We start from the raw sequence: 23,575 nt of genomic DNA, 5'->3' as shown, positions 1-23,575 counted from the left end.
ATGGAGCGAGCCGAAAGGAAAACGCATGAAGCGTTACGAGAAGCCCCGTCTTATGGCAGCCGGATCCTTCCGCAAGGCCACCGGCCTCCTGGCCCTGCACGGCAACGACCGGCTGATCTTCAGCAAGAACTGAAATCGGACAGTCCATGCCCGACTGCGGCATGCTGAGCCGGCCGCACCACGGCGAGGCGTACTTCGTGGTCCTCCCTGACCACGAGGCCGCGCCCGCCGTGGCGGCGGTCCTGCGTACGGCGACCGCTCGCACCGTCACCTACGCCTCCGGACGGCCCTGGCTGGTCGGGCACTGGTCCGACGAGGAGATGACGGTGGCCGAGGCGGGCGCCACCAGGCTGGCGGTGATCGGCCGCTGCGCCTTCGACGCCGAACGGCTGGCCGCGGAGGCGAGCCGGCTGCGTGACCCGGCGCACCTCGACCGGCTGGCCCGGACCCTGCCCGGCAGCTTCCACCTCGTCGCCGCGCTGGACGGCCGGTTACGCGTCCAGGGCACCGCGTCCGGGCTCCGGCTGGTCTTTCACGCGCGCGTGAACGGGCTCACCGTCGCCTCCGACCGCGCCGACGTTCTGGCCGCCGCCACGGGGGCCGAGCTCGACGTGCGGCGCCTGGCCGTACGGCTGCTCTGGCCGGTGCCCCATCCCCTGCCGCACCTCCCCCTCTGGCCGTCGGTCACCGCCGTCGAACCCGGCCATCACCTCACCGTCGCGCCGGACGGGGTGACCGCGGGGCATCGCCGCTGGTGGACGCATCCCGAGCCCGTCCGCACGCTGTCCGACGCCGCCGAGGACGTCCGGCGGGCGCTCGACGACGCGGTCGGGGCGCGCACCAAGGCGGGCGGCACGGTGAGTTTCGACCTGTCCGGAGGGTTGGACTCCACGTCGCTGTGCTTCCTGGGCGCCGCCCGGCAGGAGGCGCACCTCATCGCCTCCACCTGGCCGGGCCGCGACCCGGCCGACGACGACCTGGCGTGGGCCCGGCGCGCGGCGGCCCACCTGCGCGGCGCGGAGCATGTGGTCTGGCCGGCGGAGGAGTCGCCGCTGGTCTACGAGGACCTGCTGAGGGTCGACGACACGCTGGACGAGCCGACCATCGGCGTCATGGACCGCGCCAGGGTGCTGGCGCACCTGCCCCGGCTGGCCGCCAGGGGCAGCAGGCTGCACGTGACCGGCATCGGCGGCGATCACGTGGCCTGGTGCTCGGAGGCGAGCTACCACCGGCTGCTGCTCAGGCGGCCGATGCTGGCGATCGGGCGGCTGCGCGGTTTCCGCGCGCTGTTCCACTGGCCGTACGGACCGATGCTCCGGACGCTGGCCGACCGCCGCTCCTACCGCCGCTGGCTGTCCGGCTCGCTCGCCGATCTGCGCGCCCCGCTGCCGCCGCCCGTGTCCGGCGCGCTGGGCTGGGGGGTGCCGCCCCGGCTCTTCCCGTGGATCACTCAGGACGCGGGCCGCATGGCCGCCGAGGTGCTCGCCGAGACCGCCCCGTACGCCGAACCGCTGGGAGCCGACCGGGGGCAGCACGCCGACCTGCACGCCATCCACGACACCTGCCGGATCATCCGCCAGTGGGACCAGATGAGCGTCCGCGCGGGGCTGCCGATGGCCTCCCCCTTCCTCGACGACCGGGTGATCGAGGCGTGCCTGTCGGTACGCCCGCAGGACCGGGTGACGCCGTGGCGCTACAAACCCCTCCTGACGACCGCGATGCGCGGCGTCGTGCCCGAGGAGTGCCTGCGGCGGACCAGCAAGGCGGAGGCCTCGCTCGACGCCGCCGAAGGACTGCGCCGCCACGGCCCCGACATGCAGGCGCTCTGGGCGGACTCCCGGCTGGCCCGGCTCGGGCTGGTGGACACCGCCCTGCTCAAGGACCTCACCGCGCACCCCGACACGCCGGGACTGCGGGAGGCGATCCTGTACTCGACCATCGGCTGCGAGGTCTGGCTGCGGACCCTGGAGCCGTTCGACAAGGAGGACGGCCGATGAGCCTGCGGCTGAGCGCCGATGTGTCCACCGCCGACACCGACTACGGCATCGTGCTTCTCAACCAGCGCAACGGCGACTTCTGGCAGCTCAACCCGAGCGGCGCGCTGGCCGTGCGCCGGCTGCTGGACGGCGACACCACGGAGCAGGCGGCCGCGGCCCTGGCGGCGGAGTTCGAGGTCGGGCACGGGGAGGCCCTGGAGGACGTGCTGGCGCTGCTGGAGCAGCTGCGGGCGGCCGGGTTGGTGGCGCCGTGACCGTTCCGAGCGCGCTGGAGCGGCCGCAGGGGGTTCCGTGGCGGGCCAGGCTGGCGGCGCGGATGGCGGTGGGAGCGGCGTTCTCGCTGGCCGTGCTGCCGCCGCGGCGCCTGCGTACCGTGCTCACCCTGCTCAGCCGGCGGGCCAGGCCCGCCACGTACGCCGAGGCCAAGGCCGCCAAGGACGCGGTGCTCGCGGTGAGCCTCACCTGCCTGGGCGTGCACGGCTGCCTTCCCCGGTCACTGGCCACCGCCCTGCTGTGCCGGATGCGGGGCTCGTGGCCGACGTGGTGTACGGGTGTCCGGGTACGGCCCCCGTTCGGGGCGCACGCCTGGGTCGAGGCGGAGGGCAGGGCGGTGGACGAGCCCACACCGGAGGGGTATCTCGCCCCCTTGATCGCTGTCGCCCCGAGAGGTCAGGAGTTGCGTGGGACCACCAGTCCGGATTCGTAGGCGAAGACCACGAGCTGGGCGCGGTCGCGGGCATTGAGCTTGGCCATGGCCCGGTTGATGTGGGTTTTCGCGGTCAGCGAGCTGATCGCCATGCGGTCGGCGACCTGGTCGTTGGACAGGCCCTGCGCGACCAGGGCAACGGCCTCGCGTTCGCGGCCGGTCAGCTCTTTCAGCCCCGTGCCGGTGGCGGCGTGGAGCGGCTGGGTGACGTACCGGTTGATCAGCTTGCGGGTGATCGACGGTGCGAGCAGGGCGTCGCCGCGCGCGGCCACGCGTACGGCGTGCAGGAAGTCCTCCGGCACGATGTCCTTGACGAGGAATCCGGCCGCGCCGGCGCGCAGCGCGTTGAAGACGTACTCGTCCAGGCCGTAGTTGGTCAGGATGACGACGTGCACCCCGGCCAGGGCCGGGTCGGCGGCGATGCGGCGGGTCGCCTCGATGCCGTCGACGACCGGCATCCGGACGTCGATGAGCGCGACGTCCGGCAGGTGCTGCCTGACCAGGTCCAGGCCCTCCTTGCCGTCGGCGGCCTCGGCCACCACCTCGATGTCGTCCTCCAGGTCGAGCAGCGCGCGGAATCCGCTGCGGAGGAGCGGCTGGTCGTCGACCAGCAGGACACGGATCATGACGTACGGTCCACGGGAAGTTCGGCCTGGACGGTGAAGCCGCCCTCCTCGCGCGGTGCCGCGCGCAGGCGACCGCCGAGGGCGGTGACGCGTTCGCGCATCCCGAGCAGCCCGACGCCGGGCGGCGGGGCGGCGTCCGGGGTGGCCCTGCCGTCGTCGTCGATGCGGACCGCGAGGGCGTCGGGACGGTAGTCGATCCGGACGGACGCGGTCGCGGCGGCGGCGTGACGGGCGACGTTGGTGAGGGACTCCTGAACGATCCGGTAGACGGTCCGGTCCACCGCGGCCGGCACGTCGTGGCGCTGTCCCCCGATCGTCAGCGTCGCGTCCAGGCCGGTCGTCCGGGCCCGTTCGACCAGCTCCGCGACGTCGTCGAGCCCACGCGGCGGGCTCGTGTCGTCGTCGCGCAGGGCCTCCAGGGTCGCGCGCAGCTCCCGGGTCGCCTCGCGTCCGGCTTCCTGGATCGCCAGCAGGGCCTCGGGCACCGGTTCACCCCTTTTGCGGGCCACGTGGACGGCGACCTCCGCCTGCACCTTGATGATCGAGATCTGGTGGGTGAGCGAGTCGTGCAGCTCCCGCGCGATGTGCAGCCGCTCCTCGTCGGCGCGCCGCCGCGCGGTCTCCTCCCGGGTGCGCTCGGCCTCGTCCGCCCGCCGCTCGGCCTGCCGCAGCGCCTCACCCGCGGCGCCGGCCGCGACCAGCCAGGCCAGCTCCAGGGCGCCTCTGGCCTGCGCGAACGCCTCGCCCGTGTCGTGCAGCCCCGAGGCCAGGGCCGCGAGGGGCAGGACGGCCAGCATGGCCACGCTCACCGCCACCGTGACGGCACGGTGACCCGCCCGCACGGCCGCGTACACCGCGAACAGGTACGCGACGGCGGGCACGTCGAACCCGGCCGCCTGGTAACCCGCCGCGCACAGCCCGGTGACGGCCAGGACGGGAACCGGGGCCCGGCGGCGCACGGCCAGGGCCAGGCCGCCGGCCGCCAGCAGCGCGTAGCCGAGCAGGTCGAGGTAGGTGGTGGAGTGCTGCCCGGACAGCCCGGTGACCAGCAGCGCCGCGGCCACGCCCCCGGCGATCGCCCAGTCTGTGACAGCCGCCGGGACGCCGAACCGTCCTGTGCTCATGCGCGCACCTTAGCCGGATACCGCCGCGGGCGACTCCACCGCACGGATGAGCGGCCGGCTACCGCACCCGCGGTACCTTCGCGGCTTCTGCGGCATTCGCCGTAGCCGGCTGCGGCATCGGCGGCACCGCGAACTGCCCACGTCAGGCGGACGACCGGCGAGGGCTCCGGCGGACATGCTCGACATCCGGTCGTAGGAGAAGGAGCACCTCATGATCATCCGTCATCTGCTCGCCACAGCCCCGGACGTCAGCGCCTATGACCTGACCCCCGGGCGTCTCTGGTCCTTGGTGGCCATAGCGCTGGGGCTGGTCGGCGTGGTCCTCGGCGGGCTGGCCCTGGCCCGCTCCACCGGTCGTGCCAGGGCCGTCGTGGCCCTGGCGGCGGGGCTGGCCGGCGCGGTCGTCGGCGGGCTGGTCGTGGCCGCCGCCGAGGGCGGTCCGGGCACCGGCTACGGAATAGTCGGGGGCGTCATCGCCCTGCTGGTAGGGCTGGTCGGCGTGGCCCTCAGTGGGCTGGGCCTGGCCCGCGGCTCTTCCCGGTCACGGTGAAGGTGTGGGTCCCGGCGCCCACCTCGCGCAGGACGCTCCCGGGCAGGTCCACCTCGGCGGCCGTCCCCGGGGGCACGGTCGCCGTCACCGTGAGCGTCTCGCCGTCCCGCTCCCACGAGACGGCCGCGAGGCCGTACGGGGTGTCGAGACGGGCCGAGGCGTGCGTGAGATCGCCGCCCGGCCGGGGCGCGATCCGCAGGCGGCGGTAGCCGGGGGCGGCCGGGGCGAGTCCGGCGACGGTGCGGTGCAGGAAGTCGGCGACCGCGCCCAGGGCATAGTGGTTGAACGAGGTCATCTCGCCCGGATTGATCGTGCCGTCGGGCAGCAGGCTGTCCCAGCGCTCCCAGATGGTGGTGGCGCCCATCGTCACCGGATAGAGCCAGGACGGGCATTCGCGCTGCGTGAGCAGCTCGTAGGCGGTGTCGTACGCCCCGACCGAGCAGAGCGCGTCGCAGATGAGCGGCGTGCCGGCGAAGCCCGTGCTGATGCGGTGGTCGTCCTGGACGACCAGCTCGACCAGGCGCCGCCCGGCCCGCTCCCGCTGCGCGGGTCCCTCCAGCAGGTCGAAGGTCAGGGCCAGCGCGTAGGAGGTCTGGCTGTCGCAGGCCAGCCGGCCCGACGGGGTGACGAACTCGCGGCGGAAGGCGGCTCGCACGGCCTCGGCCAGCTCGCCGTACCGGGCCGCGTCGGTCGGGTGGCCGAGCAGCGCCGCCGTGTCGGCAAGGACGCGCGCTGTGCGGGCGTGGTAGGCGGTGGCGACCAGCGCGGGGTCCGTACGCGTCTTGCCCGGCTTGTCGGGGGGCGCGGCGGGGTCGAGCCAGTCGCCGTACTGGAAGCCCTCGTTCCACAGGTGGTCGTCGCCGGCCAGGGACGTGACGTGCTCCACCCACGCCTTCATGCTGGCGTACTGCCTGCGCAGCAGGGCGAGGTCGCCGGAGCTCCGGTAGAGCACCCACGGGACGAGCACCGCGGCGTCACCCCACACCGCGGCGGAGCGTGGCGGGAACTTCAGCGGCACCCACGGCACGTACGACGGCACCGTGCCGAGGTCGGCCTGCTCGGCGGCCAGGTCGGCGAGCCAGGACGCCAGCGCTCCCGTGCAGTCGTACAGGAACGCCGCGGTCGGGGCGAAGACCTGGAGGTCGCCGGTCCAGCCCAGGCGCTCGTCACGTTGGGGGCAGTCGGTGGGCAGGTCGACGTAGTTGCCGCGCATGCTCCACCGGACGTTGTCGTGCAGGCGGCTCAGCAGCGGATCCGAGCAGTCGAACGCGCCGATGGGCCGCAGGTCGGTGTGGCAGACCACGGCCTGGACATCGGCAGGGCCGACTTCTCCGGGCCACCCGTCGACCTGGGCGTAGCGGAAGCCGTGCGTGGTGAACCGGGGCTCCCACTCCTCGGGCCCGTCGTCGCCGCGCAGCGTGTACGCGTCGAGCGCGGCAGCCTGGCGCAGTGGCCGCAGGGCGAGCGCGCCGTTCTCCAGGACCTCGGCGTGCCGGAGGGTGACGGTGTGCCCGGCCGGGCCCTGGACGCGGATGCGCAAGCGGCCGGCGATGTTCTGGCCGAAGTCGAGGATCGTCTCCCCGCCCGGGCCGGTCAGCACCGCCACCGGGCTCAGCGTCTCCGTCCGGCGCACGGGGGGACCGCTGGAGGCGACCAGCCGGGCCGGGTCGTGGGCGAGCACGTCGGCGGGCAGCCAGGCGGAATCGTCGAAGCCGGGCGCGGACCAGCCGGCGGGCACCAGCCGGGCGTCGTGCTTCTCCCCGTCGTAGAGGCTCGTGGCGGTGATCGGCCCGGTGGCGCAGCGCCAGGAGCCGTCGGTGACGACCGTCTCCGTCGTGCCGTCCTCGTACGCGATCTCGAGCTGGGCGATGAGCGCCGTACGGTCGCCGTAGACGCCGGTCGTGCCGCCCAGGAAACCGATGCGGCCCCGGTACCAGCCGTCGGCCAGGGTGGCGCCGATGGCGTTGGCGTCCCGGCGCAGGAGGGCGGTGACGTCGTGGGTGCGGTAGCGCAGGCGGTGGCCGTAGCTGGTCCAGCCGGGGGCGAGCACGTCGTCGCCGACGGCGTGGCCGTTGATCTCGGCCTCGTACAGGCCGTGGGCGGTGACGTACAGGCGGGCGCGGGTGATCGGGCCGCGCAGGGTGAAGTCGCGGCGCAGCAGGAGGGCGGGGCCGTCGGGCGGGCCGAGCAGCGCCGGCGGCGGTGCGGCGGCGCCGGCCTGCCAGTCGGCGGGTTGCAGCAGGCCGGTCTCGGCCCAGGACCATTCGCTCCAGTCGCTCGCCGAGCCGTCGTGGCCGTGGACCCGTACGCGGGCGCTGCGCCGTTCGCGCGAGCCCAGCGGCTCGCCGGGCCAGGGCACCAGCACCGACTCCTCCGACTCGACGCGTCCGCTCGCCGTGCCGTCGCCGAGCTCGATCTCGTAGGCGGCCTGCCGCCAGCCGGGGAGGTCGGTGGCGACGGTCCACGACAGGCGGGGCGCGTTCTCGCCGATGCCGAGCGGCTCGCGGTGGTGTTCGAAGGTGGGGGCGTGGACGTGCGGAGAGGTCATATCATCCCTTGATGGCGCCGGCGGTCATCCCGGCCACGATCTTGCGGTTGAAGAAGACGAAGAGCAGCAGCGGCGGGATCGTGATCAGCACGATGTCCATGAACAGCAGGTTCCACTGCGTGCTGTACTGGCTCTGGAAGTTGTAGAGGGTCACCTGCACGGTCGCGTTGTCGTCGCCGGGCAGGAAGTACAGCGGGTTGACGAAGTCGTTGAAGACCGCCACCGAACTGGTCACGATCACGGTGACGGTGACCGGCTTGAGCAGGGGGAAGATCACCCGGAAGAAGAGCGCGGGCCCGCTGCAACCGTCGATCATGGCGGCCTCGTCCAGCTCGCGCGGGATGGCCGCGACGAACGCGCGGAAGAGCAGCACCGCGAACGACAGATGGAAGGCGACCTCGATCAGGATCAGCCCGGGCAGCGTCTTGAACAGGCCGATGGCCTGCAGCAGCCAGATCGTCGGGACGATCGCGGGCGGGATGATCAGCCCGGCCAGGACCAGGAAGTTCGCCAGCGACCCGATCCGGCCCGCGCGGCGTTGCAGCACGAACGCGGCCATGGCGGCGAAGAGCACGACGAGCGTGACCGACACGACGGTGAGGATCGTGCTGTTGAGGTAGGCGCGCAGCAGCACGTAGTCATGCGCCTCGATCACCTCCAGGAAGTTCTGGACGACCCGCCACTCGCTCGGCCAGGAGAAGTCCAGGTCCGCGGACTGGAGGGGGTCCTTGACCGCGGTCAGCAGCATGAACGAGAACGGGACCAGGAAGACCACGGCGGCCCCGAGCAGCGCGATCCCCTCCGCGCCGAATCTCTTGAGTGCTCTCACGAAGTCACCTGCCTCTTGGCCAGGAAGCGGTTCAGGGGGACGACGATCGCGGTCACGACCACGAACAGGATCACGTTGCCCGCGGTGGACAGGCCGAAGAAGCCGGCCTGGTACTGCTTGTAGATGATCGAGGCGATGGTGTCGCTGGTGAAGCCCGGTCCGCCGCGGGTCATCGTCCAGATCAGGTCGAAAGAGCGCAGCCCCCCGATGAGGGAGAGGACGATCACCGAGTACGTGGCCGGCCAGGACAGCGGGAGAGTGACGTGGCGGAAGCGGTGCCAGGCCCCTCCGCCGTCCACGGCGACCGCCTGGTAGTAGTCGCGGGGGATGGACATGATGCCGGCGATGTAGATCACCGTGGCCAGGCCCACGCCCTTCCACACATCCACCAGGGCGACCGAGAGCAGGGCGGTACCGGCGTCGCCGAGCCAGTCGGGCCCGTCGACCCCGACCACGGCCAGGGCCTTGTTCACCAGGCCGGTGTCCGGCCTGAGCAGGGCGCTGAAGGTGATGCCGACCGCGACCGTCGACACCAGGACGGGGAAGAACACCACCGAGCGCAGGAAGCCACGCAGCCGCAGCCGTGAGGTGAGCAGCACGCCGAGCAGCAGCCCGAGCACCACCTTCAGCCCGGAGGTGAGCACGGCGTAGACCAGGGTGTTGGCGAAGCCGGCGCGCAGGTTCTGCTCGGCGAAGAAGTCGCGGAAGTTGTCCAGCCCCACGAAGGTGCTGTCGAACAGGGTCCAGCGGGTCAGCGCGAAGTAGCAGGCCATCGCCGTCGGCACCAGGAAGATCACCAGGTAGACGACCGCGGCCGGCAGGTAGAGCGCGTACGGGTAGGCCGTTGCGTGGGGACGGGGCAAGGCCGGGCCGGGCCCCGTGCGGGGCCCGGCGTCCTGCTGGGTCACCATCCGGGCAGCCCCAGCTGCTTGGCCTGCTTGTCCACGTCCTTGTCGTACTGCGCGGCACCCTCGGCGGGCGGCGTCAGCCCGGAGCCGACCGCGACGGTGATCTGCTCCAGCGACGGGCCCTTGACCGGCGAGACGAACTCCAGCGCGGAGGCGGTGGCGCCCTTGTCGAGGTAGGCCTGGAGGTCCTTGGCCGCCTGGATGGCGTTGTCCGGCAGCTTGGCCCCGTTGATCCGGAACGGTCCCGCGGGCTGGACGGCCTTGCTGATCGCGTCGGCGCCGGCCGGGGAGGCGATGAAGGCGAGGAACTTCTTGGCCGCGTCCAGGTGCTCGGTGGTCTTGGCGATGTAGACGCCGGGCGGCTCCCAGACGGTGGCGCCGTTCTTGGCCGCGTCGGCGCCGGGGACGCCGAAGAAGCCGATGTCGGTGGCGGCCTGCGGCATCGTGGCCACCAGTGGCGGGATCTGGGAGCTGGTCATCGCGTAGTGCGCGCCCTTGCCCTCGACCAGCATCTTCATGCCCTGCTCGGCGGTGGCCGAGCCGAAGCCGTCGTTCTGGTAGCCCTTGGCGTGCACCTCGGCCAGGTGATCGAACCCGGCCCTGGCCGCGGGGGTGGTGGCGAACTTGGCCTTGTTGGCCGTGTAGTCCTGCGCGAAGGCCGGGACCGCGGCCTGGACGTTGTAGTAGTCGCTGAGAAGCAGGAGCTGCGAGGTCCAGGTGTCCTTGAACGTGGAGATCACCGGTGTGATCCCGGCCGCCTTGACCTTGTCGTTGTTGGCCATGAACTCGGCCCAGGTCTTGGGCACCTGGAGGCCGAGCTGCTCGTAGACCTTGCGGTTGTACAGGATGCCGCCGCCGCTCATGCTGCCGGACGGCACGCCGTACACCTTGCCGCCCTGGGTCACGGCGGGCAGGTACTCCTTCTGCACGTCGGCCAGCACCGGATCGCCGGTCAGGTCGACCATGGTCTGCGCCGGGTTGAGCGCCTGGAGCAGCGAGCCCGAGTTGTACCAGAACACGTCCGACATCTCGCCGGTCGAGAGCCTGGTCTTGATGAGGTTGTCGCCTTCGGTGCCGCCCGGCCGCGTCTCGGTCTCAATCTTGATCTTGGGGTTGGCCTGCATGAAGGCGCCCGCGAGCCCCTTGGCTCTCGCCATGGTCGACGCGCCGTTGTCGATGAGGAAGGACAGGGTGACGGTGCCGTCGGCAGCCGTCCCGGAGTCGGATCCGCAGGAGGTCAGTGCCGCCGTCGTCAGAACGGCCAGGCCCGCTGCGAGCATGCGGTGAGAGGTCTTCACAGTGCCCCTACAGGTCGTTGAATCGTTTTAACGGGCCCCCGATGCGAGTTAACGTAGCCGTTACGCCACCAGCGGTCAAGGAAAAAACGTAGACCGGTCTACGCCATATGTCCTAGAAGAGACATCGCATCTCACGACTTATGTAAACCGGTCTACGCAGGCGTACAATCGGCAGGACTCAGCTTCGAGAAGGGATGCCCATGGTCGCGCCTGAGCGACGACGAAGAGTGACCATATCCGACGTGGCGAAACTCGCCGGGGTCTCCAAGGCGGCGGTCTCGAAGGTCATCCGGAACGACTACGGGGTCAGCGAGGCCATGCGGGACCGCGTCAAGCGGGCCATCGACGAGCTCGGCTACCGTCCCCAGGCCGCCGCCCGCGCGCTGCGCGGACGGTCGTTCACCATCGGCGTCCTCATGCAGCACATCGGGATCCCGTTCTACGCCGAGATCATGAGCGGCCTGGTGGAGCAGCTCGCGGAGTCCGACTACCAAGCGATCATGATCCAGGGCGGCACCCGCAACAAGACCGAGGAACGAGCCATCGACGCCCTGATGGACCGGCAGGTGGACGGCATTCTCATGATCGCCCCACTCGCCGGCCGCACGCAGCTGGAGCGGGTGGCACGCGAGATCCCCACCCTGGTGCTCGGCCGGCACGATCGCTCACCGGCGTACGACTCGATCGTCGACGACGACCGAACGGGCTCCGAGCTCGTCATGGAGCACCTGATCGCGCTCGGTCACCGTCGCATCGGGCACATCACCTTCCACGAGGAGCAGGGACAACCCGCCGACCACAAGCCGCACATCAGGGCCGAGACCTACGAGCGCGTGATGCGTGACCACGGGTTCGCCGACGAGATCGCCGTGGTCGCGACCTCGTACTCCGAGGACGGCGGTTATCGCGGCGCCCACGAGCTGCTGAGCCGGTCTCCGCGCCCGACTGCGATCTTCGCGGGCTCCGACGAGTCGGCGCTCGGCGTCCTGACCGCGCTCCACGAAGCCGGTCTCACCGTCCCGGACGACGTCTCCGTCGCCGGCTACGACAACACCCGCCTGGCCGCCCATCCCAACATCGCGCTGACCACCGTCAACCAGGACGGAGCCGTCATGGGCCGTACGGCGGGGCGGCTGCTGCTCGAACGCATCGAAGGCCGCACCACCGCCGTGCACTTCTCCGTCACGCCGAGCCTGGTCGTGCGCCGCTCCACCGCGCCTCCCGGCCTATGAGCAGGTGATGCCGGTCGGGGCGGCCGTGGACGGGCCGTTGGCCTGGTAGCCGAAGGTGGCCGTCGCGCCCGCCGCGAGGCTCGTGGCCCAGCTCGGCGCCTTGATCGTCCACGTGGCGCCCGACGACGTGACGGTGGAGCCCCAGCCGTTGACCAGGGACACGCCGGACGGCGCGGTCCACGTGATCGTCCAGTTGTTCCAGGTCGAAGTGCCCGTGTTCTTCACGGTGACGTTGGCCGTGAAACCGCCCTGCCAGGTGCTGGCGACCTGGTGGTTCACGCTGCAGGAGACGCCGGTGCCGCCCGTGGGCGTCACGGTGGGGGTCACCGTGGGAGTCACCGTCGGGGTCGGTGTAGGCGTGGAGGTCGGGCCCTGTGAGGTGGTGTAGGTGACCTTGGTGTACGGCGTGCCGCACTGCGGGTTGCAGGCCGACGGCAGCGAGAAGCTGTACACGCGCCCGCCGTTGATCAGCGTGTCCGTGGCGTCCCGCACGCGGATCTGGAACTGGCCGCCGCCCGACGTGGTCCCGCCGATGACGTAGGACTGGCCCATGTCGCTGTTCATCTGGGCCGTCTGCCAGGTGCCGTTGGCGTAGTACTCGACGCCGTGGATGCCGTTGGCCAGGTGCGAGACGGAGATGGCCGGCCACCAGACCTGGGCGCCCTGTAGGAAGCCGATGTTGATGTCGCCGCTGTAGTTGGGCGCGGGGACGAACGACCAGGTGACGTGCCGGTTGTTCCAGTGGTTGGGGTACATGTCCCCGATCGCGCCGCCGTTCTTCACGAACCGGTTGAGCGAGTCCTTGGACAGGTCCAGATGGTAGGGATCGTCGCGGCACCAGCCGTTGGAGTCACCGCAGCTGTCGGCGACGAGCATGGTCAGCTTCGCGCCGTTGTAGGCGTCGGAGACCCAGGAGCCGTTGCGGCAGAACGCCTGGTTCGGCGCGCCGTCGTTGGTGCCCGTGCAGTAGTCGCTGATCTCGACCTGCACGTAGCGGCCGCAGTTGAGGCCGTTGTTCCATAACCCGGCCTTGCTGAGGTTGGCTCCCGTCAGCGGCCGGGGGTAGAAGGCGTAGTCGCCGGGGGTGTTGTAGACGTTGAGCGCGACGAAGTCCTGCGAGTCGAGGCTCGCCTGGGGCATCCCGCAGCCGCCGTACGGCGAGCCGAGTCCGTCGAAGTAGGTGGCGTTGCCGGTCACCGGGCCGGGCGGGTCGGCGACCGCACCGGCGGACTGTTCCGTCAAGGACACGAAGGCGCAGAGCACGACCAGGAAACCGGGAAGCAGGATGGCAAGCAACCGGCGACGAACGTAACTCATCGGACTCCCAACCCAGAAAGGTTCGGATCGACTCTTTCCGCGGAGCTACGGCCGGTCAAGCACAGGCGATCGCGACCTGGGCGAACACGCCGGAAAGCCTGTAACTTTCATCGGCTCGCTATGCCACGGCGCCGTCCACGAGCTGCTGGACCCGCGCGGGGGTGTAGATGCCGTCGACCAGCAGCTGCGCCAGGCCGAGCACGCCCGCGTGCGGGTCGAGGTCGCTGCGCACGATCTGCAGGTTGCGGGTGGCCAGCGGGAGCGAGCGCCGGTAGACGATCTCGCGGATGCCGGCGAAGAGCTGCTCGTCGGTGTGGGCGAGCTGCCCGCCGATGACGATGACGCGCGGGTTGAACAGGTTGACCGTGTCGGCGATCGCGCCGCCGAGGATGCGGGCCGCGCGCCGGGCGAGCCGCACCGCGACGAGGTCGCCGCTGCGGATCAGGCGTACGGCGTCGTCCACGGTGGTCACGTCGCGGCCCGCCTCGCGCAGGTCGCGCACGATGGCCCAGCCCCCGGCGTACGCCTCGACGCAGCCCGCGTTGCCGCACCGGCAGATGGGCGGCTCGGCCACGTCGTCCACCGTGACCTGGATGTGGCCGACGTCGCCGGCCGCTCCGTCGGCGCCGCGGTGCACCTTGCCGCTGGCGATGAGGCCGGTGCCGACGCCGGTGCCGATCTTGAGCATGAGCAGGTGGGGCACGTCCGGGTAGCGCAGCCGCTGCTCGCCGTACGCCATGGCGTTGACGTCCTTGTCCACCAGGACGGGGCAGTCGAAGCGGGAGCGGAACCAGCCGGGGATGTCGTAGCGGTCCCAGCCTGTCATGATCGGCGGGCTGACGACCCGTCCGGTCTCGAAGTCCACCGGGCCCGGCACGTCGAGCCCGATGCCGAGCACCTCGCCGGGCTTGCGCCTGGCCGCGGCGAGGACCTCGGTGAACAGCTCGTCCACGATGGTGAGGATGGCCTGCGGGCCCGCCGTCACCTCGGCGCGGACCTCGCGCTCGGCCCGCACCTCGCCGGCCAGGTCGCACACGGCGGCCCGCAGGCCGGTCGCGCCGATGTCGGCCACCAGCAGCACCCCGCGGTCCCGGTTGACCACGAACTGGCCCGCAGGGCGGCCGCGGGTGCGCGCCTCCTCCTCGGCGGGCATCAGCAGACCGGCCGCGAGCAGGCCGTCGAGCCGCTGGTTGACGGTGGTGCGCGACAGGCCGGTGTGGCGCATCACGTCGGCCTTCGTCAGGCCGTCGGGGGCGTCGCGGAACAGGCTGAGGATCTCGCCTGAGCTGGCTCCCCGCCACACGCCGGGCAGGCTCGGTGCATCCATACGGGTCACTCTAGCTATGTCTCCCACTAGACGGAAGTTAGCCATGTTTCGACATAAAAAGTCGAAAGGAGTGTTGCAATCTAACGGAAACACTGGTTACGGTCATGCCATCGACGCTGAAAGGGGCATCCGATGATGGCCAACACCCGAGGTCGCCGCACCGCGGCCCTCAGCGCGGTTCTCGCTGCGGGCGCGCTCGCGCTGGCTGCCTGCGGCTCCAGCGAGACCACCGGGAGCACCCCCGTGGCCGGGGAGGCGGGCACCGCGACACCCAAGATCGCCGCCGTGATCAAGGGCCTGGACAACCCGTTCTTCCAGACGATGAAGCAGGGCATGGACGACCAGGCCGCCACGGCCAAGGTGCCGGTCACGGTCCAGGCGGCCAACGCCATCACGGACACGACCGGCCAGGCGGACAAGCTCAACGGCCTGGCCGGGCAGGACTTCTCCTGTTACGTGGTCAACCCGATCTCCGGCACCAACCTGGTCCAGGGCCTGGCCCAGCTCTCCGCCCAGAACAAGACCGTGGTCAACATCGACAGCCCGATCGACGCGGCGGCGGCCAAGAGCGCGAACGTCAAGCTCGCGACGTACATCGGGACCGACAACGTCGAGGCCGGCAAGACGGCCGGGCAGCGCATGACCGAGCTGCTGGCCGACGGCGGCGACGTCGCCGCCATCGGCGGCATCGCGGGCGACGTGACCAGCGGCGCCCGGGTCGAGGGCTTCAAGCAGGGCCTCGGGCCCAAGGTCAAGATGGTGCAGACCGTCGCGGCCAACTGGGAGCGGCAGACCGCGCTCACCGCCGCCACCGACGTGCTGCAGGCGCACCCCGACCTGGCCGGATTCTTCGTCGCCAACGACGACATGGGGCTGGGCGTGGCGCGCGCCGTCGCCAACGCGGGCAAGGCCGGCAAGGTCAAGGTCATCAGCGTCGACGGCATCAAGGACGCGCTCGACGCGGTCAAGGCCGGCACCCTGGACGGCACCGTCGCCCAGTACCCGTACGCGATCGGGCTGATGGGCGTGGAGGCGTGCCAGGCGGCGGCGACCGGCAAGACGCTGCCCGCCAACGTCAAGGCCCCGGTCGAGCTGGTCACCAAGGAGAACGCCGACAAGGCGCTGGCGGCCACACCCAAGCCGTTCGGCAGCTACGACGACCCGTTCGCGTCCCTCATCAAGTAGCGCCTACGCCGTCCTGCCCGGCCGTCCGGCCCGGTGGGACGAGGAGTGACAGACATGGCAAACGCAACGCTCGCGGCCCGCGACGGAGAGCACTGGGCCGCGAAGCTGAAAGACGTCGGGTTCTGGGCGGAGTGGGCGGCCCTCGTCGGACTGGTCGTCCTGGTGATCGTGTTCCAGGCGCTCAATCCGACCTTCCTCAGCCCCGGCAACATCACCTCCATGCTGCTGGCCGCCGCGATCCTGATCGTGCTGGCCGTGGGCCAGACGTTCGTGATCGCCACCGCCGGCATCGACCTGTCGATCGCCTCGGCGATGACGCTGGGCGCGGTGGTCTTCGGCCAGGCGTACACGGCGCAGTGGGGGCTGGCGCTCTCCTGCGTGGCGGGCGTGCTCGCCGCGGCAGTGGCGGGCCTGGTCAACGGCATGATCACCGCCTGGGGCAAGATCGCGGACTTCATCGTGACGCTGGGCATGCTCTCGGCGGCCTCCGGTCTGGCGCTGATCCTCTCCGACGGCAAGCCGGTCACGATCATCGACCCCGCGCTGCTGGCCCTGTCCACCGGGAGAGTGGGGATCTTCGGCTACTCGTTCCTGATCGCGATCGTGGTCGCGATCGTGGCGCACGTCGTGCTGTTCCACACCAGGTTCGGCACCCACGTGCTGGCCACCGGCGGCTCGCCGGAGTCGGCCAACGCGATGGGCATCAGCACCCGGCGGATCAAGATCGCCGTCTACGCCATCAGCGGCGCGCTGGCCGGGCTGGGGGCGCTGCTCCTGGTCGCCCGCGTCGGCGCCGCCGAACCCGCCTCCAACACCTCCTTCCTGCTCAACTCCGTGGCCGCGGTCGTGCTCGGCGGGGTGAGCCTCTTCGGTGGGCGGGGCACCATCATCGGCCCGGTCATCGGCGCGCTGCTGCTGGTCGCGCTGGTCAACGGGCTGACCCTGCTCGGGGTCTCCCAGTTCTACCAACCGCTGGCCGTCGGCGTCGTCGTGGTGCTGGCCGCCCTGCTCACAAGGTTCCAGCGATGACCGAGAACGGCACTCCCCTGCTCGAGGCCCACGAGGTCTCCCTGGCCTTCGGCAGCGTACGCGCGCTGGCCGACGTCTCCCTCACCCTGCGCCGTGGCGAGATCACCGCGCTGGTCGGCGACAACGGCGCGGGCAAGTCCACCCTCGTCCGCTGCATCTCCGGCATCCACCGGCCGCAGAGCGGCCGCATCGTCTTCGACGGCGCCGAGACCGACTTCCGCTCCCCGGAGGACGCCCGCGAGGCCGGGATCGAGACCGTGCACCAGAACCTCGCGCTGGTGGAAGACCTCACGGTGTGGCAGAACCTGTTCCTCAACCGCGAGATCGTCCGCAGGTTCGGCCCGGTCGCCCTGCTCGACCGGCGCGCCATGCAGGCCCGCGCCCGCGAGATGGTCTCCACGCTCGCCGTCAACGTGCCCGCGGTGAAGTCCCGGGTACGCCGGCTCTCGGGCGGCCAGCGCCAGGCCGTGGCCATCTGCCGCGCCGCCGGGTTCAGCTCCAAGCTCGTGATCATGGACGAGCCCACGGCCGCGCTCGGCGTGCAGGAGACCGCCCGGGTCGAGGAGCTGATCCTCAGACTCCGCGACGAGGGTCACGCGGTCCTGCTCATCAGCCACAACTTCGCCCAGGTCATGCGGCTCAGCCAGCAGGTGTGGGTGATGCGGGCCGGGCGGTGCGTGGGCGGGCGGCGTACGGCCGAGACCACCGGCGAGGAGATCGTCGCCCTGATCACCGGCGCGCTCAGCAACTGACGCCCCAGAAAGGCAATCCACTCAGATGACCACCAACCCCATCGGCGTCCACGCTCTCGTCTGGGTCGGCGACACCGGCCCGGCCTCGCTGGCGTACGCGATCGACAAGACCAAGGCGACCGGCTTCGACCTGCTGGAGATCTCGCTGCACGACTCGGCGAACCTCGACGTCGCCGCCGCGCGTGAGGCCCTGCGTACGGCCGGACTGGGCGTGGCCTGCTCCCGCGGCCTCGCCTTCGACGCCGACGTCTCCAGCGACGACCCGGCCGTGGTCGAGCGCGGCGAGAAGCTGCTGCACGACTCCCTGGCCACGACCCGCGAGCTCGGCGGCACCCACTTCACCGGCGCGCTCTACAGCGCGCTCGGCAAGTACGGCCGCCCGCTCACCGAGGCGGGGCGGCGCAACGTGGTCGCGGTGCTGCGCCGGCTGGCCCAGGAGGCGAGCGGCCACGGCATGACGCTCGGCCTGGAGATCTGCAACCGGTACGAGACCAACGTCATCAACACCGCCCGGGACGCGCTGCGCCTCGCCGACGACATCGGCGAGGACAACGTCCTGATCCACCTCGACACGTACCACATGAACATCGAGGAGGACGACCTCGTCCGCCCCGTGCGCGAGGTCGGCGACCGGCTGGGCTACGTCCACATCGGCGAGAACCACCGTGGCTACCTCGGCTCCGGCCACCTGGACTTCACCGCGTTCTTCCACGCCCTGGACGACATCCGATACCAGGGGCCGATCACCTTCGAGTCGTTCTCCTCGGCGGTCGTGATGGAGGGGCTCTCCAACGACCTGGCGATCTGGCGCAACCTGTGGGACGACGGCGAAGACCTCGCCCGGCACGCCCGCGCCTTCATCGCCGGCCACCTCCACACCAGCCCGGCCCGATGAGCCTGGACGACCTCCTCGCCCGGGCCCGCGCCTGGGGCGGCCGGCGGGCCCTCCTGGGCATCACCGGCGGCCCCGGCGCGGGCAAGACCACGCTCGCGGTGACCCTCACCCGCCTGCTCCGGCAGGAGCCACCCCCCGGCCTCACCGCCGACTGGGTGGCCCACGTCCCGATGGACGGCTTCCACCTGGCCGACGTCGAGCTCGACCGGCTCGGCCGGCGCGACCGCAAGGGCGCCCCCGACACCTTCGACGCCGCCGGCTACGCCGCCCTCCTCCGCCGCCTGCGCGAGGACGAGGAGGACGTGGTCTACGCCCCCGCCTTCGAGCGCGACCTGGAGCAGCCCATCGCCGGCAGCATCCCGGTCCCCCGCGCCGCCCGGCTGATCATCACCGAGGGCAACTACCTCCTGCTCGACGAGGGTGACTGGGGCCGCGTACGCCCCTGGCTGGACGAGGTCTGGTACTGCGATCTGGGCCACGCCGAGCGCGTGGACCGGCTGGTCACCCGGCACATCCGCTTCGGCAAGCCGCCGGAGCACGCGGTGAGCTGGGTGGCGGAGGTCGACCAGCGCAACGCCGATCTGATCGCCACCACCAAACCGAAGGCCGACCTGATCGTCCCTGACGCCGTCATCCGGTCGATCGAGCATCCCGGCGGCATGTGAGCGGCCCCGTCCGACCTGCGGCTAAGCCTCCGCTCGGGATATCGCGGTCATCAGGAGGCGCTTGTCCGGTTTGCCGTTCGGCGCCGGTGGCGCCTCTTCGATGACGGTGATCGTCGCCGGCACGCACGCGTCACCCAGTTGCCCACCGACCAGCCTCCGCAGCTCACCGAGATCCGGGGCCCGGCCAGCCACCGGCACCACGAACGCGTGCACCGCCTCGCCGGTGTTCTCGTCGGGGGCGCCGACCACGTACGCCTCCGCGACATCGGGGGACGCGGCCAGAGCCCGCTCGATCGGGCCGGCGTAGTAGAGATTCGCGTTGACGATGACGACGTCCCGCGTCCGCCCGGCCAGGTACAGCCGCCCGTCCTCGTCGAAGTGGCCCAGGTCCCGGGTGCGCACCCACCCGTCCACGAACACCTCCGCGGTCTCCGCCGGTTCGGCCCAGTAGCCGATGGCCTGCGCGGGTGTGCGGACGTACAGCTCGCCGTCGACGCCGGGCGGGACGGGCCTGCCGTCCGCGTCCCGGATCACGACGTCGACGACGTCGGGCGGGAACCCGACCGAGGGAGGGACGTCCGACGGCGTGGCCATCGAGATCGTGCCGGTCTCGGTCTGGCCGTAGCCCTGGAACACGACCGGGCCGAGCACGTCGAGCGCCTCTCGGAGCCGGGACGCCGCCAGTGGCGACCCGGACACCATGAGCGCCTGGAGACTGCTCAGGTCTGCCGGGTCGTCACGCTGCGCGGCGACGAGTTTGTACAGGCGGGGCACGGTGATGACGGTGGCGGAGGCCCGATGCCTGACGATCGCGTCGGGGAAGGCCGGCGGGTCGGCGACGACCATGGTGCCGCCCGCGGCGAGCGTGAGCACGCCGTACTCCATCATCACCTGGCTGCTCAGCGACCCGAACATGAGGTAGCGCCGCAGCCGGGACGCCAGCTCCCGGATCGCCGGCGGCCACGCCCGCGGCCGGGCCGTCCACGCCGCGTTCATGGCGGCGTACGTCTGCGCGCACGCCTTCGGCGTGCCGGTGCTGCCGCTGGTGTGAAGGAGCCGGGCGACATCGTGCGGCCGGCCGGACAGCTGCGGCGGGCCGCCGTCGTCGGGCGCGGCCAGCAGCTCCGGCACGGTCAGCGTGCGCGGCGTGTGTTCCGGACCGGTGGGCGCGTCGGTCACGACGGCGGCGACGTCCTGGCGGAGCAGGTGGCGCAACTGGCCGTCGGACAGCCCTGGCCGCACGCCGACGACCCGGGCTCCCACGACGTACCCGGCGATGATCGCGGCGAACGCTTCGGGGGTGACGCCCAGCAGCATGGCGAGGCCGTCCCCCGGCCCGACGGCCGCGGCGCGCAGCCCGGCCGCCATCCGCCGGACGAGGCCGAGCAGCTGCGCGCCGGTGACGGCACGGGCACCGTGCTCGAAGACGGGCCGGTCCCCGGCCGCGGCGAGGAGGTCGAGGACGACGCCCGGGTACGGTTCAGCCGGCGTCGGCAAGGCACTCCTTGACGAAGACGGCCAGCGGCTGCTGGTGCACCGCCGGCAGGTCCCACTGGTTCTCCAGGTTCTCGGCGAGGTGGTGGACGCCGGCCGGCGCCCCGTCGCGGTAGTGCCGCACCACCGGGTGCAGGTAGCTCGCGTCGTGGGCGTTGACGGCGTCGTTCTCGACGACCCTCGGGACCGAGATGTCGAAGGGGTCGACGGCGTCGTGATCCTTTCCGTACTCCAGGGTGACGACGAACGCGTGCCGGGCCGGGCCGAACCCGCCGCCGGCGACGTAGGCGACCGGTACCTCCTCCTGGTAGAGCGCGGTGGCGCCGTCCACCGTGACCAGGTCGCCGAGTACGCCGAACTGCTGCCAGAGCGCGGAGGAGCGGTTGACCCTGGCGATGATCGCGTCGCTGATCGCGTCCGGGGCCGGATCCACCTGCTCGGCCGGCCAGGTCCCGCCGTGGTAGCGGGTGGTCAGGATCCGGTGCAGCGCGCGCACCCCGTAGCGGAAGCCGTGGATGAACCCGCTGGTGGCCTTCTTGAAGTCGCGCTGCTGGGTGAGCGTGCCGGCGAAGTACAGGTCGGGCACGTTGACCGACTCGTACGCCGGCGTCTGCTCCGGGAACCGGTCGTCGATGACCAGCGCGGGCCGGCAGCCGTCGTCGAACGCCGAGGCGTCGAACCGGAACCCGGTGCACACGATCACCCGGTCGTAGAACAGCTCGCGCAGCGCCTCCACGGTGCGGGCGTAGCGGAACATCACCCGGTAGCGGCCGTCATCGCGGCGTTCGATGCTCTCCACCGTGCCGTCGAGGACCGTGTTCTGGGACTTCAGCTGGTAGCTGTCGAGGAAGTTGTTGTTCACCGCGCGCAGGTGCCCGACGTAATGCGACTGCCAGGCCATCCTGATGGAGTGCGGCCCGGCGATGTGGATGACCGCGGCCTGCTCCATGAGCGCGTCGGCGGTCTCGAATCCCGAGTTGCCCTTGCCGATCACCAGGACCCGCTGGTCGGCGAAGGATGCCGGGTCGGTCTCGAACGTGTCGTAGCGTTCGGCGGTCTCGATGCCGGGGATCGGCGGGACGTACAGCTGGGAGACGCCGGTGGCCATGACCAGCCGCCGGCCCGCCCACGAGCGCCCGCCGCGGTCGGTGACGGTGAACCCGCCGTCGTCCCGGCTGATCCGGACGACGTCGGTGTCGTAGCTCACCCGGACGCCGGTCGCCGCCGCGAAGTCGGACAGGTAGCGCACGAGATCGTCGGCCTGCGGGAAGTACCGCTCGCTGTACCGGGTGAACAGCAGCTCGGGATCGTCGCTCAGCAACGAGTTCCAGTCCATCCGCAGCCGCAGCTCCGGGTCCGCGTACCCGGTGTGCACCTTGTTGATGGAGATCAGCCGGCGGTGCCGCGGGAACCTGGTGAAGAAGGTGCCCGGTCCGGCTCCGCGTTCCAGGACGACATAGTCATGACCGCTACGTTCGAGCGATGCGGCGAGCTGCAGCCCGGCCGGTCCGGCCCCGATGATCAGGTAGTCATGCGCCATGATCTGGAAGCTACGGACGAATTCTCAGAAGATTCTGAGAATTGACCGCCTATGGTCCGGGCATGCCCGCCGCCGAAGTTCCCATAGCTCTCAGCGCCCCGCTCCGCTCGGCCGACCTGCGCCGCGCCGCCGCACCGGTGTCCGTCGTGGTCGACGCGGGCGTCCGCGACCGGGTCGAGCGCGGCCGTGACTTCCTCCGCGACGTGCTGCGGGAGGAGGAACGTCCGGTCTACGGCGCGACCACCGGCTTCGGCGCCCTGGTCGGGTTTCCCGGCCGGGAGGAGGAGGCGGACCAGTGTGACAACACCCTGGCCCACCTCGGCGCCGGGCAGGGGCCGGATCTCGCCCATGAGGTGAGCCGGGCCGCGCTTCTCGTGCGCGTGTGGTCGCTCGCGCAGGGGGTGTCCGGGGTTTCGGCGCACGTGATCGACGGGCTCGCCGCGATGTTCGCGACGACGTTCGTACCGGCGATCCCCCGGTACGGCTCGGTCGGCGCGAGCGGAGACCTGATCCCGCTCGCCTGTGCCGCCCAGGCGCTGCGCGGCCGCGGGGAGGCGTACGTCGACGGCCGGCGGATGCCCGCGGCCGAGGCGCTCCACCATGCCGGGCTGACCCCGTTGACGCTCGACGGCCGGGACGCCCTCGCGCTGGTCAACGGCACGTCCCTCACCACCGCCGCGACCGCCCTGGCCCTGGACGGCGTCCGCTCCGCCCACCGCGCGATGCAGGCGCTCACCTGTCTGCTGGTCGATCTGCTGGGCTGCGACCCGGGCTTCCTCGACCCGCGCCTGATCGCGGCGTACGGCCATCCGGGTGCGGCCGACGTCGCCGACGGCATGCGCAAGCACCTTTCCGGGATCGTCCCGGCCGGCACGCGCGCGCTGCAGGAGCCGTACAGCATCCGCTGCTCTCCCCAGCTGCTGGGCGCCGCCGAGGATGCCCTGCGGTACGTGGACGGCGTCGTCGCGGGCGACCTGTCCGGCGTCAGCGACAACCCGCTGTTCTTCCCCGACGACGACCTGGTGGTGCACGGCGGCAACTTCTTCGGGCAGCCGGCCGCCTTCGCCTCCGATGTCCTCGCGATGGTCACCGCTCAGCTCGGCAACCTCGCTGAGCGGCAGCTGGACCTCCTCGTCGACCCGGCCCGCAACGGCGGCCTGCCCCCGATGCTCGCCGCCGGGCCCGGCCGTCAACACGGGATGCAGGGGGTGCAGCTCGCCACGACCGCGTTCGTCGCCGAGATCCGCCACGCCGCCGTACCGGTCAGCATGCAGAGCCTGCCGACCAACCTGCACAACCAGGACGTGGTGCCGTTCGGCACCCAGGCCGCCCTTCGCGCCCACGACGCGGCCGCCCTGCTGCGGTTGCTCTGCGGGTCGCTCGCGGTGGGGCTGCGGCAGGCCGCGCACGTCGGCGCCCGCCGCCCCACGGCTCCGGGCTGCGCGGCGCTCCTCGACGCCCTGATCGAGGCGATCCCTCCGGTCGACCCCGACCGCCCGCTGGACGCCGATGTCCGCAAGGCCGCCGAGCTCATGGTTGACGTATGGTGACCC

General features: G+C 71.6%; 22 protein-coding genes. 12 read left to right on the top strand and 10 right to left on the bottom strand.

The features are described 5' to 3' along the window. Positions 1 to 25: 25 nt before the first annotated feature. From ABZX61_RS12715 to ABZX61_RS12700, 4 genes are read left to right on the top strand one after another with little or no spacing between them, the layout of a single operon-like run. On the top strand, positions 26 to 133 hold the full coding sequence (locus ABZX61_RS12715) for a keywimysin-related RiPP (RefSeq protein ID WP_350723271.1): 108 nt from the start codon (positions 26 to 28) through the stop codon (positions 131 to 133). Between the two features lie 13 nt (positions 134 to 146). After that, positions 147 to 1,997, top strand: coding sequence for a lasso peptide isopeptide bond-forming cyclase (locus tag ABZX61_RS12710; RefSeq protein WP_355194021.1), 1,851 nt, complete (start codon positions 147 to 149; stop codon positions 1,995 to 1,997). Then, a complete protein-coding gene (locus ABZX61_RS12705) occupies positions 1,994 to 2,251 on the top strand; it encodes a lasso peptide biosynthesis PqqD family chaperone (RefSeq protein WP_350723274.1) in 258 nt (85 codons plus the stop codon). Before ABZX61_RS12710 ends, ABZX61_RS12705 begins: the two co-directional genes overlap by 4 nt. Beyond that, complete coding sequence (locus ABZX61_RS12700) at positions 2,248 to 2,703, top strand: lasso peptide biosynthesis B2 protein (protein WP_350723276.1); 456 nt, start codon at positions 2,248 to 2,250, stop codon at positions 2,701 to 2,703. The genes ABZX61_RS12705 and ABZX61_RS12700 overlap by 4 nt, the downstream gene beginning before the upstream one ends. On the opposite strand, the gene ABZX61_RS12695 is transcribed toward ABZX61_RS12700, so the two are convergent. Together ABZX61_RS12695 and ABZX61_RS12690 are read right to left on the bottom strand one after the other, a co-directional pair. After that, on the bottom strand, positions 2,667 to 3,329 hold the full coding sequence (locus ABZX61_RS12695) for a response regulator transcription factor (protein ID WP_350723278.1): 663 nt from the start codon (positions 3,327 to 3,329) through the stop codon (positions 2,667 to 2,669). The two genes, ABZX61_RS12700 and ABZX61_RS12695, sit on opposite strands and share 37 nt — an antisense overlap. Next, positions 3,326 to 4,453, bottom strand: a complete 1,128-nt coding sequence (locus tag ABZX61_RS12690) for a histidine kinase (protein ID WP_355194016.1) — start codon at positions 4,451 to 4,453, stop codon at positions 3,326 to 3,328. Before ABZX61_RS12690 ends, ABZX61_RS12695 begins: the two co-directional genes overlap by 4 nt. Before the next feature lie 211 nt (positions 4,454 to 4,664). Here ABZX61_RS12690 and ABZX61_RS12685 point away from each other — a divergent pair, with 211 nt between their 5' ends. Further along, positions 4,665 to 5,003, top strand: coding sequence for a DUF6223 family protein (locus ABZX61_RS12685; protein ID WP_355194014.1), 339 nt, complete (start codon positions 4,665 to 4,667; stop codon positions 5,001 to 5,003). Here the strand turns inward: ABZX61_RS12685 and ABZX61_RS12680 are convergent. The 4 genes from ABZX61_RS12680 to ABZX61_RS12665 are packed head-to-tail and all read right to left on the bottom strand — an operon-like array spanning position 4,960 to position 10,586. After that, entirely contained in the window at positions 4,960 to 7,551 is a 2,592-nt protein-coding gene (locus tag ABZX61_RS12680) for a family 78 glycoside hydrolase catalytic domain (protein ID WP_355194012.1), read from the bottom strand. The two genes, ABZX61_RS12685 and ABZX61_RS12680, sit on opposite strands and share 44 nt — an antisense overlap. A gap of 1 nt (position 7,552) precedes the next feature. Then, positions 7,553 to 8,380: a carbohydrate ABC transporter permease gene (locus tag ABZX61_RS12675; RefSeq protein ID WP_355194010.1), complete on the bottom strand. Its 828-nt coding sequence runs from the start codon at positions 8,378 to 8,380 to the stop codon at positions 7,553 to 7,555. Continuing rightward, positions 8,377 to 9,291: a sugar ABC transporter permease gene (locus tag ABZX61_RS12670; protein ID WP_355194008.1), complete on the bottom strand. Its 915-nt coding sequence runs from the start codon at positions 9,289 to 9,291 to the stop codon at positions 8,377 to 8,379. The genes ABZX61_RS12675 and ABZX61_RS12670 overlap by 4 nt, the downstream gene beginning before the upstream one ends. Next, the gene (locus tag ABZX61_RS12665) at positions 9,285 to 10,586 is read right to left on the bottom strand and encodes an ABC transporter substrate-binding protein (RefSeq protein ID WP_355194006.1); all 1,302 of its coding nucleotides are present in this window, start codon (positions 10,584 to 10,586) and stop codon (positions 9,285 to 9,287) included. Before ABZX61_RS12665 ends, ABZX61_RS12670 begins: the two co-directional genes overlap by 7 nt. A gap of 242 nt (positions 10,587 to 10,828) precedes the next feature. Between ABZX61_RS12665 and ABZX61_RS12660 the strand changes: the two genes are divergently transcribed. Continuing rightward, on the top strand, positions 10,829 to 11,818 hold the full coding sequence (locus ABZX61_RS12660) for a LacI family DNA-binding transcriptional regulator (RefSeq protein ID WP_355194004.1): 990 nt from the start codon (positions 10,829 to 10,831) through the stop codon (positions 11,816 to 11,818). On the opposite strand, the gene ABZX61_RS12655 is transcribed toward ABZX61_RS12660, so the two are convergent. Both ABZX61_RS12655 and ABZX61_RS12650 read right to left on the bottom strand, forming a co-directional pair. Beyond that, positions 11,813 to 13,135 carry a cellulose binding domain-containing protein gene (locus tag ABZX61_RS12655; protein WP_355194002.1) on the bottom strand — a complete coding sequence of 441 codons (1,323 nt, stop codon included), beginning with the start codon at positions 13,133 to 13,135 and terminating at the stop codon, positions 11,813 to 11,815. The two genes, ABZX61_RS12660 and ABZX61_RS12655, sit on opposite strands and share 6 nt — an antisense overlap. Before the next feature lie 118 nt (positions 13,136 to 13,253). Then, on the bottom strand, positions 13,254 to 14,462 hold the full coding sequence (locus tag ABZX61_RS12650; protein WP_350723289.1) for an ROK family protein: 1,209 nt from the start codon (positions 14,460 to 14,462) through the stop codon (positions 13,254 to 13,256). A 132-nt stretch (positions 14,463 to 14,594) separates the two neighbouring features. On the opposite strand from ABZX61_RS12650, the gene ABZX61_RS12645 reads away from it, so the two are divergent. The 5 genes from ABZX61_RS12645 to ABZX61_RS12625 are packed head-to-tail and all read left to right on the top strand — an operon-like array spanning position 14,595 to position 18,988. Beyond that, on the top strand, positions 14,595 to 15,647 hold the full coding sequence (locus ABZX61_RS12645; protein WP_355194000.1) for a substrate-binding domain-containing protein: 1,053 nt from the start codon (positions 14,595 to 14,597) through the stop codon (positions 15,645 to 15,647). Between the two features lie 54 nt (positions 15,648 to 15,701). Further along, a complete protein-coding gene (locus tag ABZX61_RS12640; protein WP_350723292.1) occupies positions 15,702 to 16,676 on the top strand; it encodes an ABC transporter permease in 975 nt (324 codons plus the stop codon). Next, the gene (locus ABZX61_RS12635; protein WP_350723294.1) at positions 16,673 to 17,428 is read left to right on the top strand and encodes an ATP-binding cassette domain-containing protein; all 756 of its coding nucleotides are present in this window, start codon (positions 16,673 to 16,675) and stop codon (positions 17,426 to 17,428) included. The genes ABZX61_RS12640 and ABZX61_RS12635 overlap by 4 nt, the downstream gene beginning before the upstream one ends. Before the next feature lie 25 nt (positions 17,429 to 17,453). Further along, complete coding sequence (locus ABZX61_RS12630) at positions 17,454 to 18,323, top strand: sugar phosphate isomerase/epimerase (RefSeq protein WP_355193997.1); 870 nt, start codon at positions 17,454 to 17,456, stop codon at positions 18,321 to 18,323. Beyond that, positions 18,320 to 18,988, top strand: coding sequence for a nucleoside/nucleotide kinase family protein (locus ABZX61_RS12625; RefSeq protein ID WP_355193995.1), 669 nt, complete (start codon positions 18,320 to 18,322; stop codon positions 18,986 to 18,988). The genes ABZX61_RS12630 and ABZX61_RS12625 overlap by 4 nt, the downstream gene beginning before the upstream one ends. A 21-nt stretch (positions 18,989 to 19,009) precedes the next feature. Here ABZX61_RS12625 and ABZX61_RS12620 read toward each other — a convergent pair whose 3' ends face one another. Together ABZX61_RS12620 and ABZX61_RS12615 are read right to left on the bottom strand one after the other, a co-directional pair. Beyond that, a complete protein-coding gene (locus ABZX61_RS12620; protein WP_355193993.1) occupies positions 19,010 to 20,485 on the bottom strand; it encodes a fatty acid--CoA ligase family protein in 1,476 nt (491 codons plus the stop codon). Continuing rightward, positions 20,469 to 22,022, bottom strand: a complete 1,554-nt coding sequence (locus tag ABZX61_RS12615; RefSeq protein ID WP_355193991.1) for an NAD(P)-binding domain-containing protein — start codon at positions 22,020 to 22,022, stop codon at positions 20,469 to 20,471. The genes ABZX61_RS12620 and ABZX61_RS12615 overlap by 17 nt, the downstream gene beginning before the upstream one ends. 62 nt (positions 22,023 to 22,084) lie before the next feature. Between ABZX61_RS12615 and ABZX61_RS12610 the strand changes: the two genes are divergently transcribed. Further along, the gene (locus ABZX61_RS12610) at positions 22,085 to 23,572 is read left to right on the top strand and encodes an aromatic amino acid ammonia-lyase (protein WP_355193989.1); all 1,488 of its coding nucleotides are present in this window, start codon (positions 22,085 to 22,087) and stop codon (positions 23,570 to 23,572) included. Positions 23,573 to 23,575 lie beyond the last annotated feature (3 nt).

This window comes from Nonomuraea sp. NPDC003709 (assembly GCF_040610775.1).
Lineage (GTDB): Bacteria > Actinomycetota > Actinomycetes > Streptosporangiales > Streptosporangiaceae > Nonomuraea > Nonomuraea angiospora_A.
This window is presented reverse-complemented; position numbering and strand designations above follow the sequence as displayed.